Here is an 18,391-nt window from a genome sequence, read left to right as displayed (position 1 = left end):
CATGTGGTCTTTTCGTGTTCGTGGCGGAGTCAAGCTGCAGTACCACAAGGAACTGTCCAGCGAAAAAGCGGTGGTGCCCATGCCGCTGCCGCGCAGGCTCTACCTGCCGCTGCAGCAACACATTGGCGCCCCTGCCCTGCCCGTGGTGGTCGTGGGTGACACCGTGCTCAAGGGCCAGTTGATTGCCAAGGCGGCACCGGGTTTGTCGGCGCCAGTGCATGCTTCGAGCTCCGGCACGGTGGTTGCCATTGAAGAGTATGTGGCACCCCACCCGTCGGGTTTGCGGCAAAAGACCATCGTCATTGACACCGACGGGCAAGACCGCTGGGCCGAACTGCCCAAACCCATCACCGACGATTTTCCGCTGGGGGTGACACCCGCTGAACTCAACAGCCGGGTGGCAGCTGCGGGCATTGTGGGCATGGGTGGTGCGGCTTTCCCGTCTGCGGTGAAGCTTGACTTGAAGAGTCGTTACCAGCTCGACACCCTGCTGATCAACGGTGCCGAATGTGAACCCTACCTGACCTGCGATGACCGACTGATGCGCGAAGAGGCTGCCGCCGTGATCGACGGTGTGCGTATCCTGGCCTATGCGCTGGAGGTGCAGTCGGTGGTGTTTGCGATTGAGCGCAACAAACCACAGGCCTTGGCCGCCATCCGCGAGGCAGCCCGGGTAGAGCCCTGGATCAAGGTGATGGCCCTGCCAACCCGTTTCCCGATGGGCTCCGAGCGCCACCTGGTGCTGGCCTGCACCGGGCGCGAAACACCCTCACGCAAACTCACCGCCGACATTGGTGTGGTGGTGCACAACGTGGCCACCGCACGCGCCGTGGCCCGCACCGTGCGCAGTGGTGAACCCCTGATCAGCCGGGTGGTGACTGTGTCCGGGCGCGGCATCCGCGAGCCGGCCAACATCAATGTGCCCTTGGGGACACTGGTGGAGGACCTGCTGGTGTTCTGCGGCGGCCTGCACCCGGTGCCACACAAACTCATTGGCGGCGGCCCGATGATGGGTGCGCCCCTGCCCTCGGTGCAGGTGCCGGTGGTCAAGGGCACCAGCGGTGTGCTGGCGCTCACCGCCGACGAGGTCAACGACGGGGCCGAATCGCCCTGCATCCGCTGCGGCAGCTGTGTCTCAGCCTGCCCCTGCGGCCTGGTGCCGCTGGAGATGGCGCAGCTGGTGCGCCGGGGCGACCTGCAAGGGGCACAAGCCATCGGCCTGCAGGACTGCGTGAGCTGCGGCTCCTGCTCGTTCATCTGCCCCTCCCACATCCCGCTGTCGCATTACTTCAACTTCGCCAAAGGTCAGTTGGGTGCGCTGGACCGCGACTCAAGGCGGCAGGACCGCATCCGGTCCCTGATCCAGGCGCGCAACGAACGCGCCGCACGCGAGGCCGAAGCCAAAAAGGCCGCCGCCGCCGCCCGCAAAGCCGCCAAAGCTGCCGCCGCAGCTGCCAGCGCCGCCGCGCCGGTCGACACACCTGCCAGCCAGCTGGAGGAATCCACATGATCACCATGGCCACACGGGCCGGGCCCTTCACCCACACCGTCAACAGCATCAGCCGCACCATGCTGTGGGTGATGGCGGCACTGCTGCCAGCCACTGCTTACGGCTTGTGGCTGTTTGGCTGGCCTGCCATTTTTCTGTTGGTGATCACTCTGGCCACGGCCTTGGCGGCAGAGGCGCTGATGTTGAAGCTGCTGGGCCAGCCGGTGCGCGCCCGGCTGGCGGACGGCTCGGCCCTGCTGACCGGCTGGTTGCTGGCCCTGAGTTTGCCGCCCTGGGCACCGTGGTGGATCGGGTTTCTGGGCGCGCTGGTGGCGATTGTGCTGGGCAAACACCTGTTTGGCGGTTTGGGCCAAAACATGTTCAACCCCGCGATGGTTGCGCGCATCGTGCTATTGATTTCATTCCCAGTGCAGCTCACGGTGTGGGTGGCGCCGGCCCCCTTGGGCAGCGCCAACGCCCCCTCCTTCAGCCAGGCCCTGACCTATGTGGCGGGCCACAGCACACTGCCGGAGCACATGAGTGCGGCCACCTCGCTGGGTGTGCTCAAAACCGAACACTCACGCGGCATCTCGGTGGCCAAAACCACCGAACAGCTGCCGCCCCCGGAGCAGTTGGCCATAGGCCGTGAACCAGGGTCGATGGGCGAAACCTCGGCCGGCCTGCTGCTGGCAGGCGGGCTGTTGCTGCTGGCCTTGCGCATCATCTCCTGGCATATCCCGCTGGCGATGCTGGGCACCCTGGCCACGCTGGCGCTGGTCTCCAACGCGCTGGACCCAAGCCGCTTTGCCGCGATGCCGATCCACCTGTTGTCCGGGGCCACTTTGCTGGGCGCGTTTTTCATCGCCACTGACTACGTGACCTCGCCGGTGTCACGCAGTGGGCAGCTGTTGTTTGGTGCGGGCATTGGTGCCCTGACCTGGGTGATCCGCTCGCTCGGGGCGTATCCGGAAGGGGTGGCCTTTGCTGTGGTGCTGATGAATGCGATGGTGCCGCTGATTGACCGGGGCTTTCGCCCGCGCGTGTTTGGCCGCAGTCGGCGGGGCCAGTCGCTGGACACCAAAAAACCCAAGATACCCCTATGAATGCCACCGATCACACCGCTTCACCGGCTCTCCCGGGCTCTTTGTCTGAGCGTGTGGCCAGGCTCCTGGAGCTTGGCGGGGCCAAACATGCCGTGGTGCTGGGAGGCTTCTCGCTGGCCGCCACCTTGTTGCTGACGGTGGCCTACAGCCTGACCAAGGCGCCGATTGAACAAAGCGCCCTGGAAGACCTGCGCCACTCGCTGGAGCAGGTGATTCCGGCCAGCATCCACGACAACAACCCGGCGGGCGACACCTTGGAGTTGCTGGTGGATGGTGCACCGGTCCTGGTGTACCGGGCGCGCCAAGCCAAGCAAATCACCGGGGTTGCCTTTGAGACCAGCACCTCCGGGTACAGCGGCGACATCCGGCTGCTGCTGGGCATAAACAAAAACGGCCAACTGCTGGGTGTGCGGGTGCTGCACCACACAGAAACGCCCGGTCTGGGTGACAAGATTGAAGTGAGCCGCACCGACTGGATCACCCGCTTCACCGGAAAGTCTTTGACCGACCCGCCCGAAGAGAAATGGGCCGTGAAAAAGGACGGTGGCCCGTTTGACCAGTTTGCCGGGGCCACGATCACCCCACGCGCGGTGGTCAAGGGCGTGCGCGACGGGCTGCGGCTGTTTGCTGCGCACCGTGACGAGTTGCTTCAGGAGGCCCAACCATGAGTCAAGTTCGCGACATCATCTCTGACGGCGTGTGGCGCAACAATGTGGTGTTCAGCCAGATGTTGTCGCTGTGTCCCACACTGGCCGTGACCTCGGCCGCCACCCAGGGGCTGGGCATGGGGGTGGCCACCATGGCGGTGCTGATTGCCTCCAACGCGCTGGTGGCGTTGTTACGCGGCCTGATCACCGAGGAGGTGCGCATCCCCGCCTTTGTGCTGATCATCGCCACCCTGGTGACGATTGTGGACCTGGCCATGAACGCCTGGTTGCATGAGTTGCACAAGGTGCTGGGCTTGTTCATTCCGCTGATTGTGGTGAACTGCCTGATCCTCGGGCGGGCCGAATCTTTTGCCTGCAGAAACAGCGTGGCTTTGTCGGCGTTGGACGGGCTGGCGATGGGCGCGGGTTTCACGCTGGCGCTGACGCTGATGGGCGCCCTGCGTGAGATCGGTGGCAGTGGCACGGTGTTCTCTGGTGCAGCCAACTTGTTGGGGCCAGCCATGGGGGTTTTGGAGACGCGCCTGTACCCGGGCGATGGGGCGCTGGTGATGATCCTGCCCGCGGGCGGCTTCATTGTGCTGGGGCTGATGATTGCCGCCAAACGCACACTGGACGCACGCCAAAAGGCACCACAGCCCAAAACCGCGCCAGCAGAAACACCACCCAGCCTGGCCGCCGCATCATGAAGGTCAGTGTCGCCTACGCCTTGCCGGATCGGCAAACCTGGCTGGAGATCGAGGTGCCCGAACACGCCACCGTGCGCGAGGCCATTGAACTCAGCGGCATCACCCGCAGCTTTCCATCGCTGGACCTGAGCACCCAGAAAGTGGGCATTTTCAGCAAGACCGTGTCGCTGGAGGCGCGGCTGGAACCCGGCCAGCGCGTGGAAATTTACCGCCCCATCACCGCCGACCCGGCGGCACTGCGCGGCAATGCTGAGGACGACGAGTAAGCCCCTGTTGGCAGGCCAGACTCTGCCGCAGGATTTAATCCAAAATGGCCTCTAGCCCTTATATCCAAAGGGCTAACAGCTATTTATTTAAAAGCAATCCAGCCAAATCCAATGGCACCTGGCCTGCGCCCGTCCACCAGGGCCGCCGGACACGTGACGGCGCCGAGCGCAACCCGCACCCCGGCCAGCGCTAACATACAAGCCCACTGTCCCAGCCCTCCCGCCAGCTGACAGCCACGGGATGGCGGCCATTTTCTAGACCTTTCAAAGAGAGTTTGTATGCAATACCGTCCCCTTGGCCGCACCGGCTGGAACATCTCGACTGTGAGCTTCGGCGCCTGGGCCATTGGTGGCACCTGGGGTGATGTGGATGACGACGAGTCCATGGACGCGCTGCACTCTGCGCTGGACCTGGGGGTGAACTTCTTTGACAGCGCCGACGTGTACGGTGATGGCCGTAGCGAGCGTCTGCTCGCGCAATTGCGACGTGAACGCAGCGAGCCCTTTTATGTGGCGACCAAGGCCGGGCGGCGCCTGGACCCGCATGTGGCCTCCGGCTACAACCGGGCCAACCTGACCGCGTTTGTTGAGCGCAGCCTGGTCAACCTCAACACCGAAGCCATTGACCTGCTTCAACTGCACTGCCCGCCCACCGAGGTGTTTTACATGCCCGAGGTTTTTGGCGTGCTCGATGACCTGGTGAAGGCAGGCAAGCTGCGCCACTACGGCGTGAGTGTCGAGAAGGTGGAAGAAGCGCTCAAGGCCATCGAGTTCCCCGGCGTGCAAAGTGTGCAGATCATCTACAACCTGTTTCGCCAGCGCCCAGCCGAACTGCTGTTTGAACAAACGCAGAAACGCGGCGTGGGCATTCTGGCGCGCTTACCCCTGTCGTCGGGCCTGCTCAGCGGCAAGATGAGTGCACAAAGCACTTTTGCCGCCGACGACCACCGCCTGTTCAACCGCGAAGGTGCGGCCTTTGACCGGGGCGAAACTTTCTCGGGGCTGGATTTCAACGTGGGCCTGCAAGCGGTCGAGGCGATGCGCCCCCTGGTGCCCGAGGGCCAGAGCATGGCCCAGATGGCTTTGCGCTGGATCCAGATGAACCCGGCGGTGACCTGCGCGATTCCCGGTGGCAAACGCGCCAGCCAGGTGGCGGACAACATGGCAGCGGCCGACCTGCCGCCCTTGTCGGAAGCCACCATGCAGGCTCTGGCCGACATCTACAGCCACTACGCCAAGCCGCTGGTGCACCAGCGCTGGTAAACCGGCAGATACCCGCCTGAGGGCGCCAGAGCCACCCTCACCTGGCCACACCCCCTGGGCGAGGGGGCGATTCACTGCTGCGCGATGTTCACAGCAACATCCGTCAAACATCGCCCATCTGCACGCTTCAGCCACAAGCGGGTTTACCCCAATGCGAATTTACATATTGGTATTGGCCAAATCTCTATCACTTGATATCCCCCCCAGATAGGCCGCACGGACGTACCATGAGAACCCCAAAATGAGGGACAGCATGGGTCACCGAGTACGGGCGGTGCCTCAAGTTCTATTTCCCGTTCAATCTAATTGTTATGGAGAAACCATGAAAAATAGTCGGCGTTCCCTGCTTGCCACCCTGGTAGCAGCCAGCTTTGTGGTGATGGCCCCCATGAGCGCATTTGCAGAGAAGAAAATTGTGCTGGGCTTCAGCCAGATTGGTGCGGAAAGTGAATGGCGCACCGCCAACACCAACTCCATCAAGGAAACAGCGGCCAAAGAAGGCATTGACCTGAAGTTCTCTGACGCCCAACAAAAACAGGAAAACCAGATCAAGGCCCTGCGCTCCTTCATCGCCCAAAAAGTGGACGTGATCGCCTTTGCACCCGTGGTGGAATCGGGTTGGGACACCGTGCTCAAGGAAATCAAGGCAGCCAAGATTCCCGTCATCTTGACCGACCGCTCGGTCGACTCCAAAGACACCTCCCTGTATGTGACCTTCATGGGCTCTGACTTCACCGAAGAAGGCCGCAAAGCCGGTCGCTGGTTGGTGGAAAAAGCCAAAACCATGAAGGGCGACATCAACGTGGTTGAACTCCAAGGCACCGTGGGTTCGGGCCCTGCCATTGACCGCAAGAAAGGTTTTGAGGAAATCATCAAGGCCGAACCTCGCATCAAGATCATCCGCTCACAGACCGGTGACTTCACCCGCGCCAAGGGCAAGGAAGTCATGGAAGCTTTCCTGAAAGCTGAAGGCAAGAAGATCAATGTGCTCTACGCACACAACGATGACATGGCCATTGGCGCCATCCAGGCGATTGAAGAAGCCGGTCTGAAACCGTCCAAAGACATCACCATCATCTCGGTGGATGCGGTCAAGGGCGCTTTTGAAGCCATGATGGCTGGCAAGCTGGACGTCACGGTGGAATGCAGCCCCTTGCTCGGGCCACAGCTGATGTCAGCGGTCAAGGACCTGATGGCTGGCAAGACCCTGCCACGTCGCATCGTGACGGTGGAAGGCATCTTCCCGATGGAAGTGGCGGCCAAAGAGTTCCCGAATCGGAAATACTGACCGGTCGTTGTGATTACAGCGGTGCGCGGCAGGTGCTGCGCATCCGTTTGTAGACAAGCCGCTCAGGCGGTTTGTCTGGCATGAGGGAACGGGATGAGCAAAACAGACATCACCAAGCCAGCATCGGGCCGGGACCAAAACACGCCGGTGCTGGAACTCAGTGGCATCAACAAACAGTTTGGCGCGGTTCAGGCATTACAGAATGTCAAACTGAGGCTTTTTGCGGGTGAGATCCATGCGCTGATGGGGCAAAACGGCGCTGGTAAATCCACCCTGATCAAGGTGCTGACCGGGGTCTACCCGGCCGACAGCGGCGAAATTCGTTTACGCGGCCAGCCCATTCGCCCCACGTCCACGCTGCACGCGCAGCACTTGGGCATCAGCACGGTCTACCAGGAAGTCAACCTCTGCACCAACCTGTCGGTGGCAGAGAACATTTTTGCCGGACGTTACCCGCGTCACGGCGCGCTGCAAGGCTGGTCGATCGACTGGGCACGGATGCAGCAGGAAGCCAAAGCGCTGCTGCAGCGGCTCAATCTGGACATTGATGTGACCCAGCCGCTGTCGAGTTTTTCGGTGGCGGTGCAGCAGATGGTGGCAATTGCCCGGGGCCTGAGCATTTCGGCCCAGGTGCTGATCCTCGATGAGCCCACCTCCAGCCTGGACGACGACGAGGTGGAGCGCCTGTTTGTGGTGCTGCGCCAGCTGCGTGACCAGGGCATGGCGATTGTGTTCGTCACCCATTTTCTGGGGCAGATGTACGCGTTGTGTGACCACATCACGGTGTTGCGCAACGGTGAGCTGGTGGGCGAGTACCCGGCCAGCGAGCTCGGACAGGGGGCACTGATTGCCGCCATGATCGGGCGCGAGCTGGACGCCAGTCTGGGCGCCACACCTGCCGATCAGGCGGGCACAGCGCCTGCGGCTGACTGGCTCACCACACGGGGGCTGGCTCGCGCGGGCAGTGTCAAGCCCATGGATTTGAGTGTGCGCCCGGGCGAGGTGGTGGGCATTGGTGGCTTGCTGGGCTCCGGCCGTACCGAGCTGGCGCGCCTGTTGTTCGGGCTGGATCGCAGCGATGCCGGAGAGATCACGCTCAGTGGTCAGACGGTGCACATGGACTCACCGTCCACCGCCATCAAGCTCGGCCTGGGCCTGTGCCCGGAAGACCGCAAGGCCGAGGGCATCATCGCCGAACTCTCGGTGCGTGAAAACATTGCGCTGGCACTGCAGGCCCGCCAAGGTTTGTGGCCTTTCATCAGCCGCGCCCGCCAGACCGAGATGGCGCAGCACTATGTCAAGGCGCTGGGCATCAAGACCTCCGACGTTGACACCCCGATTGGCCAGCTCTCTGGCGGCAACCAGCAAAAAGCCGTGTTGGCGCGCTGGCTGGCGACGCAGCCCAAGCTGCTGATTCTGGACGAACCCACTCGCGGCATTGACATTGCCGCCAAACAAGAAATCATGAACGAGATATTGACCTTGGCCAAACAGGGGATGGCGGTGTTGTTTATTTCCTCGGAAATGTCCGAGGTGGTGCGGGTGGCAGACCGTATTGTGGTCATGCGCGACCACGCCAAGGTGGGTGAGTTGCCCGCTGGCAGCAGCGACCATGCGGTCTACGCACTGATTGCGGAGCACGCATGAGCACATCTTCTGAACCCCTCTTCAAGCGCCTGCTGTCGCATTCCCTGTTCTGGCCGCTGGTCACACTGGCCCTGATTCTGGTGGTCAACGCCAGTCTCAACCAGGGTTTCTGGGTGCTGCAATGGCGTGACGGCCACCTCTACGGCAGCCTGATCGACATCCTGAACCGCTCTGCCCCGCTGATGCTGGTGGCGCTGGGCATGACGCTGGTGATTGCCACGCGTGGCATCGACATCTCGGTCGGTGCGGTGGTGGCCATCAGTGCCTCCGTCGCCGCCCTCATGATTGGCGGCACCCTGGTCATCAACAACGGTGTGCCGACCCATGTGAGCCGCTTCCCGATGCCGCTGGCGATTGTGTGTGCCTTGCTGGTGGCGCTGTTTTGCGGCTTGTGGAACGGGCTGCTGGTGGCCAAGATTGGCCTGCAGCCGATCATTGCCACACTGATCCTGATGGTGGCCGGGCGTGGTATTGCACAGCTGGCCACCGGCGGGCAAATCGTCACCGTGTATTACGCGCCTTACTTCTACATTGGCAACGGTTTCCTGTGGGGTCTGCCGTTTGCCTTGTTCATTGCCGGGGGCACCTTCCTCGCGGTGCATCTGCTGGTGACCCGCACCGCGCTGGGCATGTTCATCCAAGCCATTGGTATCAACCCGGCGGCAGCGCGGCTGGCGGGTGTGCGTGAGCGGCTCATCACCGTTTGTGTCTACGCCTTCTGCGGGCTGACCGCCGGCATTGCCGGGCTGATCATCAGCTCCAACGTCAAGAGTGCCGACGGCAACAACGCGGGCAACCTGATGGAGCTCGACGCCATTCTGGCGGTGACGCTGGGCGGCACCCTGCTCAGCGGGGGCCGTTTCAACCTGGCGGGCACCATGGTGGGGGCGCTCATCATCCAGACGCTGACCTCGACCATTTATTCAATTGGTGTGCCCCCCGAGATCAACCTGGTGGTCAAAGCGGTGGTGGTGTTTGTGGTGATGCTGTTGCAGTCGGCTGAGTTCCGGCGAACGGTGCATGGCTGGGTGGTGCGCCCCGCAGCGACCGGGGGTGCCGTATGAAGCTCAACGCCAAATACCTGCCCCTGGTGGCCACGGTGTCCCTGTTTGTGGCGATGGCCACCTTTGGCTCGGTGTCCTACAACGGATTTTTCTCGGCCCAGGTGTTTCTGAACCTGCTGATCGACAACGCTTTTCTGGTGATTGTGGCGGTCGGCATGACTTTTGTCATCCTGACCGGTGGCATTGACCTGTCGGTCGGTTCGGTGGTGGCCCTGAGCACCATGGTGCTGGCCGAGCTGGTGGAGCACCAGCACTGGAACCTGGGGCTGGCGATTCCGCTGGTCTTGCTGATGGGCACCGGTCTGGGTGCGTTCATGGGCTGGCTGATCCAGCGTTTTCGGCTGCAACCGTTTATCGTCACGCTGGCGGGTATGTTTTTGGCACGTGGCCTGTGTTACGTGATCAGCATCGACTCGATCAGCATCACGGACGAGACCTACACCGCGCTGGCGCAAACACGGGTGCCTCTTTGGCCGGATGCGGCGGTGTCACTGAGCGCTATTTTGGCGGTGCTGGTGCTGCTGGCCGCCATTTTTATGGCGCATGCAACCGAGTTTGGCCGCACCGTCTACGCCATTGGTGGCAGTGAGCAGTCGGCCATGCTGATGGGCTTGCCGGTGGCACGCACCACGGTGCTGGTCTACAGCTTGAGCGGCTTTTGCTCAGCCCTGGGCGGGGTGGTGTTCACCTTCTACATGCTGTCGGGTTACGGCCTGCATGCGATTGGCCTGGAGCTGGATGCGATTGCGGCGGTGGTGATTGGTGGCACGCTGCTCAGCGGGGGTGTGGGTTATGTGGTCGGCACCCTGTTTGGTGTGCTTGCGCTGGGCCTGATCCAGACTCTGATCATGTTTGACGGCTCCCTGAGCTCCTGGTGGACCCGCATCGTGATTGGCGCTTTGCTGTTGGTGTTCTGTGTGCTGCAACGGCTGTTTGAGGTCAGGAAAAAATAGCACGTTCAAGCGCCAAAAGCGCCTCATCCCCTTATGCAATAAGGGCGAGCAGCTATGATTATTGAACCCAAGAGGTGGCTGGATGTTGGTTTGCCAAAACGCAGCCCGTAGGTGACTTGCACTGAGCTTGGGCGCACGGGCTTGTTGGTGCGTCCGCTTGACAATGGTTACGCCGTGTTGATGTCCTTGAACGCTCCCACGCCTCATTGCCCGCCTTGGGGGCGGCGTTGTTGTGGCCCAGGCTGGCGGGTGTTGACGCAGGCTTGACCACCAGCTTTTTGCTGGGTACCAAGGCCTTGAGTGCGCTGACGAACGGACTTGGTCGACTGGATCAACGTCAATCCAGGTATGTCACCCACCCAACCCAAACTGCCAAAGGCCAAGAACGCTGCGACAAAGCGGCCGCTGAGTCTCGCCGTAGCGGACATGTTTCGCCCCTCTGAGCCGCACTGTGAGCCTGCGCCTGATGTGTTGACCACCACAACACCTGGGCCTGACGCCCCAGACTTCCCCGAAGGCCGTGAGGACCCGGCGCAGTCCGCCGAGCTGGAACGACAACAAGATGCCTAGCCACGACACGCCACGACCCTAGGAGAACCCATGCCAAAGAACCCCTGGAGCGCCAAGCGCCAACGCCAGTACACCCACATCAAGGACAGCTTGCTGGCACATGGCCGCAGCGAGCCATTGGCTGAAGAAATTGCCGCGCGCACCGTCAACAAAGAGCGAGCCCAACACGGCGAGTCCACCGAGGCCAGCGCCTCGTCGATCAAGGACATGTCGTCCAATCGGCGCGGTGGGCTGCGCTCACACAAAGGGCCGGGCGGTCGTACGCTGCTGCAGCTTCGCAACGAGGCGCGCCAACGTGGCCTTGCCGGGCGCTCCAAAATGAACAAGACCCAACTGGAAGCCGCGTTGTCTTGAGGCTGGCGATATGCCTTGGGGCTTGCCCCGATCGATCTAGGGGTTTGGGCATAAAAATAGCTTCAAGCCCTTATCCATAAAGGGCTGATAGCTATCATTATCAAAACACGCCCACAAGACTCAGGATGGCGGGCGGGGGCGCCTCCCCCCCTTACCTACACCGTCAAACCGTTGCCGCGGTCTCGGCAAAACGCCATTCAAGGTGCAGCGTTAGGCTCTCACCCTGGTGCAACACCTTCAATCCCGGCAGACCTGGCATGTGAAAGGCGTCAATCGGGTGGGTGACCGGCTCAAAACAGAACGCAGAGATGATGGACGAGCGGTACAACAGGCACATGCCGTCGTTTTGCCCCCGGCTCAGGATGCTCGGCTCACGCATGGTGAGTGCCAGTTGCTGGTCTGGCCAATCAATGCGGGCTTCACCCGACCAGCCGGTGTAGGCGTTGTCGATCAGTGAGCCGTTGGCATCCATGCCTGCGCGTGGGTCCCAGCCGGGTGGGAACTGCGTGGTGTGTTGGGTTGGCAGACAGTCGGGTCGGCTGAGCCAGACCCCTTGCACCTGGGTCGTCAGTCGGGTGCTGGCCGAGCGCGGGAAAAACGGGTGTTGGCCCAGACCATAAGGCAAGGGGGACGCGCCAGTGTGGGTGACCGTCAGCGTCTGGTCCATGCCACCGTCGATCAGCACAAAACGCTGCAGCGCCCGGTAGTTGTAGGGGTTGCCGTCAAACGCCTGTGACTCGAGTGTCATCTCCAGCATATTGTCTTGTGGCTGGTGCAACGCCCAGGCTTGCAACCAGCCGTCACCATGGATCGGATAGGGCTCACCGGCCCGGTTGGGGGCCATCGGGTGATGGACACCGTCAAACTCAAAACCGCCTGCACTGATGCGGTTGGACCAAGGCACCAGTGGAAAGGAGGCCAGGGTGTAACGGTCGGTGCTGCCAGCCCATGGGCGCCAGATGTCCAGTGGGCCTTGCGCACGATCCAGCTGCCAGGCCGCAACACCGCCCCCCAATGTGGGCAGCAAGCCCAGGTGTTGCTTGGCATGGTGTAACCAGTGGATGGGGTGTTCGGTGGTGTGCATGGTGGATCACGATCTCAAAAAGGACAGCCCAACCCAAGCCGCCAGGGCCGAGTCAGGCACAGGGTCTGTTCATTTTCTTTTCATACAAGATGCTAACAATTGATCCATCACACCTGGGATCAATTATTTAGTGTCTAACATACAGAAATTGCAATACTTGCCTGTTGATACAGGAAACGACATGTCGATGAAGAAGAAAGCTTTGGCCGTTTACCCCAGTCTGCAAGGGCAACGTGTGTTTGTAACCGGCGGGGCGACATCGGTTGGTGCCGCCATCGTTTGCGCCTTTGCCGAACAAGGTGCACAGGTGGCGTTTGTGGACATCGCCGACGACCAGAGTGCCGAACTCGCAGCCAGCATCGAGGCGCAGGGTTGGGGGCGCGTCTGGTGGCGCCGCTGTGATGTCAGCGATGTGGCGGCCTTGCAAGCGAGCTTGGCCCAAGCCCAGCAGGAGCTGGGCGACTTTTCCATCCTGGTCAACAACGTCGCCAGTGACGACCGCCACACCCTGGAATCGGTCACACCCGACTACTGGGACGAGCGCATGGCGGTGAACCAGCGCCCGGCGTTTTTTGCCATACAGGCCTTGGTGCCCGGCATGCGCCGCCTGGGCGGTGGCTCGATCATCAACCTGGGCTCCACGGGCTGGCAGGAAAAAAGTGGTGTCTACCCCTGTTACGCCGTCGCCAAATCGTCGATGAATGGGCTGACCCGGGGTTTGGCTGAGACCCTGGGCGCAGATCGCATCCGCATCAACACACTGTCTCCGGGCTGGGTCATGACCGAACGCCAGCTGTCCAAATGGCTCAATGAGAAGGACATCCACACGATCCGCCAAAGCCAATGCCTGCCCGACATGATCCAGGCCTCGGATGTGGCGCGTTTGGCGCTGTTCCTGGCCTCGGACGATGCGGCGATGTGCACCGCACAGGAGTTCAAGGTGGACGCGGGCTGGAATTAATACTAATCAGCCACCTGCGCGAACTGCTTGCCATACACCGCCTGCGCTGAGGTTTTCAAGGCGGACAACAGCACCTGTGCGGCCGGTGACAAGGGTTTGTCGCGCCGGGTGATGAAGCCAAAGGGCTCCAGCTCACACGGCATATTCACCGGCAGGATGCGCAGCAAACCGTGGTCGGCGTAGTAGCGCGCCACATCGGTCGCCATGATGCTGACCATGTCACTGTCTTGCATCATTTTGGTCAGAAACAGCAAGGAACTGGTTTCGATCCGGTTGCTGAGCTGCTGCAGGTCCAGCTCCTGAAACATCAGGTCAAATTTGTGGCGCATGACGCTGCCCACCGGTGGCACGATCCAGCCATACGCCAGCAAGTCGGTAAACACCAACGGTGAGGTGTCAAACAGCGGGTGGCCAGGCCGGGCCACCGCGCAGACCGGCTCATCGGCAATCGACTCGTAGCGCAAGTCGTCGGTGTCATGTTCTTCGGACAAGCGGCCAACCATCACATCCAGCGTGCCACGGTAGAGCTGCTCCAGCAGCACATTGCTCGACTCAATCTGGATGGTGATGCGCAGATGCGGATGGGCTTGCTTCACGGCGGCAATCGTCGGTGGCAGCAACACCACGCCCGGCGAGGTGATGGCCCCGAGGTTAACTTGCCCAAACTGGCCATGTTTGGCGGCCTGCAACTCGTCGTTGGCCTGGTTCAGGCTGTTCAGCGCGGCCCGGGCATGGCGGATCATGGTCTCACCGTACCAGGTCGGGCGCATGCCGCGTGGCAGCCGTTCAAACAACTGCACCCCCAACACATCTTCCAGATCTTTCAGCAGTTTGGAGGCGGCCGGCTGGGTCATGCTGAGCACCTGTGAGGCACGGTGGATATTGCCTTCTTCGGCCAGCGCCACGATCAGCAGCAGCTGCCGGGTTTTCAGGCGAGCGCGGATGAGCCAATGGGTGTAATTTGTCATATCAGGGTTTCTACCAATCCGCTTTTAGATATCGGAATAAACACAAAATATATTGGAATATATCCAGCATTGTCCCTATGATCCGAGCCATCCGAGCCGTCTGGCGAGGACATGACAACAAATAGTCGATCACCTACAGGAGTCTTATTTTGAAAGCTCGCAGAACAACTTTAAAAGCACTGGCCATCGCTTTGACACTGGGTCTGGGCGTTGCAGCACCGTTTGCACAAGCCCAGGACAAGGGTACCGTTGGTATCGCTATGCCCACCAAGAGCTCAACGCGCTGGATCAACGACGGCAACAGCATGGTGGCCGCCTTGCAAGCCAAGGGTTACAAGACTGACCTGCAATACGGTGACGACGACATCCCGAACCAGTTGGCGCAGATTGAGAACATGATCACCAAAGGGGTGAAAGTGCTGGTGATTGCTGCGATTGACGGCACCACTCTGTCCAACGCCTTGCAAAAAGCGGCCGACAAAGGCATCAAAGTCCTGTCGTATGACCGTCTGATTGTGGGCAGCAAAAACGTGGATTACTACGCCACCTTTGACAACTTCCAGGTGGGTGTCCTGCAAGCCCAATCGCTGGAAAAAGCCTTGGGCCTGAAAGAAGGCAAGGGTCCATTCAACATCGAGCTGTTCGGTGGTTCAGCTGACGACAACAACGCCTACTTCTTCTATGACGGCGCCATGTCCGTGCTGCAACCGTACATCGACAAAGGCAAGCTGGTCGTGCAAAGCAAACAGGCTGGCATGAACAAGGTCTCGACCCTGCGCTGGGACGGTGCCACCGCCCAGGCACGCATGGAAAACCTGCTGAGCGCCTATTACGGCAAGGTGAAGCTGAATGCTGTTTTGTCTCCGTATGACGGTATCAGCATCGGGATCTTGTCTGCCCTCAAAGGTGTGGGTTATGGCAGCGGTGGTCAGGCCATGCCTTTTGTCAGCGGCCAAGATGCTGAAGTGCCGTCCGTCAAGTCCATCATCCGTGGTGAACAGTACTCCACCGTGTTCAAGGACACACGTGAGTTGGCCAAGGTTGCGGCAGGTATGGTCGATGCCATGCTGAGCGGCAAGAAAGTTGAGATCAACGACACCAAGACCTACAACAACAAGGTCAAGGTGGTCCCGTCTTACCTGTTGAAACCTGTGAGTGTGGACAAGTCCAATTACAAGGAAATTCTGGTCGGTAGCGGTTACATCAAAGAAGAACAACTCAAGTAGTTGACCAGGCTAGGGTAGAAGGCCCTGTGCAGACAAGCGCAGGGCCTTTTTTCATTTTCAGAGGCAATATGGCTGATCCGATTCTTGAAATGCGCGGGATCCACAAGGCGTTCCGCGGCGTACGTGCATTAAGTGATGTGAATTTAACGGTCCAAGCTGGCCAGATCCACGCCATCGTGGGTGAAAACGGGGCTGGTAAATCAACACTCATGAAGGTTCTCAGTGGGGTGTACCCACACGGCGAATACGAAGGCAACATCCGGTTCCAGAACCAGGACTGCCAGTTCCGCGGCATTGCCGACAGCGAACACCGCGGCATCATCATCATTCACCAGGAATTGGCACTGGTGCCGCTTCTGTCGATTGCTGAAAACATCTTTCTGGGCAATGAGCCAGCGCGCCACGGCATCATTGACTGGAACCAGGCTTATGTCAAAACACAGGCCTTGTTGGCCAAGGTGGGGCTCAAAGAGTCGCCCAATACCTTGATCACCAACATCGGCGTGGGCAAACAACAGCTGGTTGAAATCGCCAAGGCTTTGTCCAAAGAAGTCAAACTGCTGATCCTGGACGAACCCACAGCGAGCTTGAACGAGACCGACAGTGACGCGCTGCTGGAGCTGCTTCTGGAACTCAAACGCCAGGGTATTTCCTGCATCCTGATCTCGCACAAACTCAACGAAGTGTCCAAGGTGGCCGACGCTATCACCATCTTGCGGGATGGCACCACGGTGGCCTCACTGGACGCCCAAGGCACCAAGATCAGCGAAGATCTGGTGATCAAACACATGGTAGGTCGCGAGATGGCGGACCGTTACCCCAAACGCGTGCCACATATCGGTGACAAAGTGTTTGAGATCAAAAACTGGCATGTCCACCATGAAGAACATGCCGACCGCGAAGTCATCAAGGGCGTCAACCTGCATGTGCGCAAAGGCGAAATTGTCGGCATTGCTGGCCTGATGGGAGCCGGGCGCACCGAGCTCGCGATGAGTGTGTTTGGCCGCACCTACGGTCGCAACATCACTGGTGAGGTGTTGATGCACGGCCAGCCGATTGACACCAGCACCGTACAAAAAGCCATCAACTCTGGTCTAGCCTACGTCACCGAAGACCGCAAAGGCTACGGACTGGTGCTGGAAGAAACCATCGCCTGGAACACCACACTGGCCAACCTCGAAGCGGTATCCAAACACTCGGTCATCGACGAAGGTGAGGAATACAGCGTGGCGGAGGACTACCGGAAAAAACTCAAGATCCGCAGTCCCAATGTGTTTGCCAATACCGTCAATCTGTCTGGGGGCAACCAGCAAAAGGTGGTGCTGAGCAAATGGCTGTTTTCAGACCCGCAGGTGCTGATTCTGGATGAGCCCACGCGTGGCATTGATGTGGGTGCCAAATATGAGATTTACACCATCATTGCGCAATTGGCCGAGCAGGGCAAATGTGTCTTGATGATTTCGTCGGAAATGCCCGAGTTGTTGGGCATGTGTGACCGAATCTGTGTGTTGAACGAGGGCGCTTTTGTGGCGGAATTCACCGCAGCAGAAGCGTCTCAGGAAAAAATTATGCGATCTATTGTGACCTCAGGAGCAAATTGACATGGCGACCGTCTCTTCAAAAGCCACCCCACCCGCAGCAGCCTCCCAAGGCTTGGGTTTCTTGAAAAACAACCTGCGAGAGTATGGCCTGCTGATGTCGTTGGTGGCCATCATGGCATTCTTCCAGGTGATGACCAACGGCACCCTGTTCCAGCCCCTGAATCTGACCAACCTGATTCTGCAAAACAGCTACATCATCGTGATGGCCCTGGGCATGTTGCTGGTCATTGTGGCCGGTCACATTGACCTCTCTGTTGGTTCAGTCTGCGGTTTTGTCGGTGCTGTCGCCGCCGTTTTGATGGTGGAATACAACCTCAATTTTGCGCTGACCGCCCTGATCTGCCTGGTGCTCGGTGGCGTGATTGGCGCCGCGCAAGGGTATTGGGTGGCCTTCTACAAAATTCCGGCGTTCATTGTGACGCTGGCAGGCATGCTGGTGTTTCGGGGCCTCACACTGGTGGTTCTGGGCGGTGCTTCGGTTGGCCCATTTCCGCCTGAATTCCAGTTGCTCAGCACCGGTTTTATTCCCGATCCGTTTGGTGGCGAGAGTCTGAAAGTCCTGTCGCTGGTGCTCGGCTTGGCCATGGCCTTGATCCTGTTGTTGGCCAAAGTGAAAGACCGGGCGGCACGCACCAAACACGGCATGGACAACGAACCCTATGTCTTTTTCCTGTTCAAGAATCTGGCGTTTGCAGCCATGATTGCCGCGTTCAGCTACCTGCTGTCGTCTTACCGTGGTTTGCCCAATGTGCTGATCGTGATGCTGGTGTTGATGCTGGTCTACGACTTTGTCACCTCCAAAACCACGGTGGGGCGGCGCATCTATGCCCTGGGTGGCAACGAAAAAGCCGCCCGCCTGTCCGGCATCAACACCGAGCGCCTGACCTTCTACACCTTCATCAACATGGGCGTGCTGGCAGCCTTGGCTGGTCTGATTTTTGCCGCCCGGCTCAACACCGCCACCCCCAAAGCAGGCCTCGGGTTTGAGTTGGATGTGATTGCTGCGTGCTTCATCGGTGGCGCATCGGCATCGGGTGGTGTTGGCAAGGTATTGGGTGCGGTAATTGGTGCGTTCATCATGGGTGTGATGAACAACGGCATGTCCATCATGGGCATTGGCATCGACTGGCAACAGGTCATCAAAGGCCTGGTCTTGCTGGCAGCGGTGTGCGTCGACGTCTACAACAAGAAGAAGTAGCC

The 18,391-nt window shown here is 60.1% G+C and carries 18 protein-coding genes; 16 read left to right on the top strand and 2 right to left on the bottom strand.

The window, feature by feature from the left end; translation table 11 throughout:
• The first annotated feature begins 1 nt into the window (after position 1).
• The 12 genes from rsxC to RF819_RS12705 all read left to right on the top strand — a co-directional run bounded on the left by rsxC (position 2) and on the right by RF819_RS12705 (position 11,351).
• A complete protein-coding gene (gene rsxC / locus RF819_RS12760; RefSeq protein WP_078365338.1) occupies positions 2-1,510 on the top strand; it encodes an electron transport complex subunit RsxC in 1,509 nt (502 codons plus the stop codon).
• Positions 1,507-2,592 carry an RnfABCDGE type electron transport complex subunit D gene (locus RF819_RS12755; RefSeq protein WP_078365337.1) on the top strand — a complete coding sequence of 362 codons (1,086 nt, stop codon included), beginning with the start codon at positions 1,507-1,509 and terminating at the stop codon, positions 2,590-2,592. The genes rsxC and RF819_RS12755 overlap by 4 nt, the downstream gene beginning before the upstream one ends.
• Positions 2,589-3,260 carry an electron transport complex subunit RsxG gene (rsxG, locus tag RF819_RS12750; protein WP_078365336.1) on the top strand — a complete coding sequence of 224 codons (672 nt, stop codon included), beginning with the start codon at positions 2,589-2,591 and terminating at the stop codon, positions 3,258-3,260. The genes RF819_RS12755 and rsxG overlap by 4 nt, the downstream gene beginning before the upstream one ends.
• Positions 3,257-3,946: an electron transport complex subunit E gene (locus RF819_RS12745; RefSeq protein ID WP_078365335.1), complete on the top strand. Its 690-nt coding sequence runs from the start codon at positions 3,257-3,259 to the stop codon at positions 3,944-3,946. Before rsxG ends, RF819_RS12745 begins: the two co-directional genes overlap by 4 nt.
• Positions 3,943-4,212 (top strand): RnfH family protein, encoded by a 270-nt coding sequence (locus tag RF819_RS12740; RefSeq protein ID WP_078365334.1) that lies wholly within the window; start codon positions 3,943-3,945, stop codon positions 4,210-4,212. Before RF819_RS12745 ends, RF819_RS12740 begins: the two co-directional genes overlap by 4 nt.
• Positions 4,213-4,491: 279 nt before the next feature.
• Entirely contained in the window at positions 4,492-5,475 is a 984-nt protein-coding gene (locus RF819_RS12735; RefSeq protein ID WP_078365333.1) for an aldo/keto reductase, read from the top strand.
• A gap of 322 nt (positions 5,476-5,797) precedes the next feature.
• The gene (locus RF819_RS12730; protein ID WP_078365332.1) at positions 5,798-6,763 is read left to right on the top strand and encodes an ABC transporter substrate-binding protein; all 966 of its coding nucleotides are present in this window, start codon (positions 5,798-5,800) and stop codon (positions 6,761-6,763) included.
• Between the two features lie 93 nt (positions 6,764-6,856).
• Positions 6,857-8,410: a sugar ABC transporter ATP-binding protein gene (locus tag RF819_RS12725; RefSeq protein ID WP_078365331.1), complete on the top strand. Its 1,554-nt coding sequence runs from the start codon at positions 6,857-6,859 to the stop codon at positions 8,408-8,410.
• Positions 8,407-9,474 (top strand): ABC transporter permease, encoded by a 1,068-nt coding sequence (locus RF819_RS12720; protein WP_078365330.1) that lies wholly within the window; start codon positions 8,407-8,409, stop codon positions 9,472-9,474. Before RF819_RS12725 ends, RF819_RS12720 begins: the two co-directional genes overlap by 4 nt.
• Positions 9,471-10,427: a galactofuranose ABC transporter, permease protein YjfF gene (gene yjfF, locus RF819_RS12715; RefSeq protein WP_078365329.1), complete on the top strand. Its 957-nt coding sequence runs from the start codon at positions 9,471-9,473 to the stop codon at positions 10,425-10,427. The genes RF819_RS12720 and yjfF overlap by 4 nt, the downstream gene beginning before the upstream one ends.
• A 348-nt stretch (positions 10,428-10,775) precedes the next feature.
• A complete protein-coding gene (locus tag RF819_RS21340; RefSeq protein ID WP_078365328.1) occupies positions 10,776-10,997 on the top strand; it encodes a hypothetical protein in 222 nt (73 codons plus the stop codon).
• 30 nt (positions 10,998-11,027) lie between these two features.
• Complete coding sequence (locus RF819_RS12705; RefSeq protein ID WP_078365327.1) at positions 11,028-11,351, top strand: plasmid stabilization protein; 324 nt, start codon at positions 11,028-11,030, stop codon at positions 11,349-11,351.
• Positions 11,352-11,514: 163 nt separating this feature from the next.
• Here the strand turns inward: RF819_RS12705 and RF819_RS12700 are convergent, their stop codons facing one another.
• Complete coding sequence (locus tag RF819_RS12700) at positions 11,515-12,435, bottom strand: aldose 1-epimerase (RefSeq protein WP_078365326.1); 921 nt, start codon at positions 12,433-12,435, stop codon at positions 11,515-11,517.
• A gap of 181 nt (positions 12,436-12,616) precedes the next feature.
• On the opposite strand from RF819_RS12700, the gene RF819_RS12695 reads away from it, so the two are divergent.
• Positions 12,617-13,396 carry an SDR family NAD(P)-dependent oxidoreductase gene (locus RF819_RS12695; protein ID WP_143541705.1) on the top strand — a complete coding sequence of 260 codons (780 nt, stop codon included), beginning with the start codon at positions 12,617-12,619 and terminating at the stop codon, positions 13,394-13,396.
• 2 nt (positions 13,397-13,398) lie between these two features.
• On the opposite strand, the gene RF819_RS12690 is transcribed toward RF819_RS12695, so the two are convergent.
• A complete protein-coding gene (locus tag RF819_RS12690) occupies positions 13,399-14,364 on the bottom strand; it encodes a LysR family transcriptional regulator (protein WP_078365324.1) in 966 nt (321 codons plus the stop codon).
• A gap of 149 nt (positions 14,365-14,513) precedes the next feature.
• Between RF819_RS12690 and chvE the strand changes: the two genes are divergently transcribed.
• From chvE to mmsB, 3 genes are all read left to right on the top strand, one after another.
• Positions 14,514-15,590: a multiple monosaccharide ABC transporter substrate-binding protein gene (gene chvE / locus RF819_RS12685; RefSeq protein WP_143541704.1), complete on the top strand. Its 1,077-nt coding sequence runs from the start codon at positions 14,514-14,516 to the stop codon at positions 15,588-15,590.
• Positions 15,591-15,658: 68 nt separating this feature from the next.
• A complete protein-coding gene (mmsA, locus tag RF819_RS12680; protein WP_078365323.1) occupies positions 15,659-17,191 on the top strand; it encodes a multiple monosaccharide ABC transporter ATP-binding protein in 1,533 nt (510 codons plus the stop codon).
• A gap of 1 nt (position 17,192) precedes the next feature.
• Positions 17,193-18,389, top strand: a complete 1,197-nt coding sequence (mmsB, locus tag RF819_RS12675) for a multiple monosaccharide ABC transporter permease (RefSeq protein ID WP_078365322.1) — start codon at positions 17,193-17,195, stop codon at positions 18,387-18,389.
• The last annotated feature ends 2 nt before the right edge of the window (positions 18,390-18,391 follow it).

The sequence above is a fragment of the Rhodoferax fermentans genome (assembly GCF_002017865.1).
GTDB classification, from domain to species: Bacteria; Pseudomonadota; Gammaproteobacteria; order Burkholderiales; family Burkholderiaceae_C; genus Rhodoferax; species Rhodoferax fermentans.
This window is presented reverse-complemented; position numbering and strand designations above follow the sequence as displayed.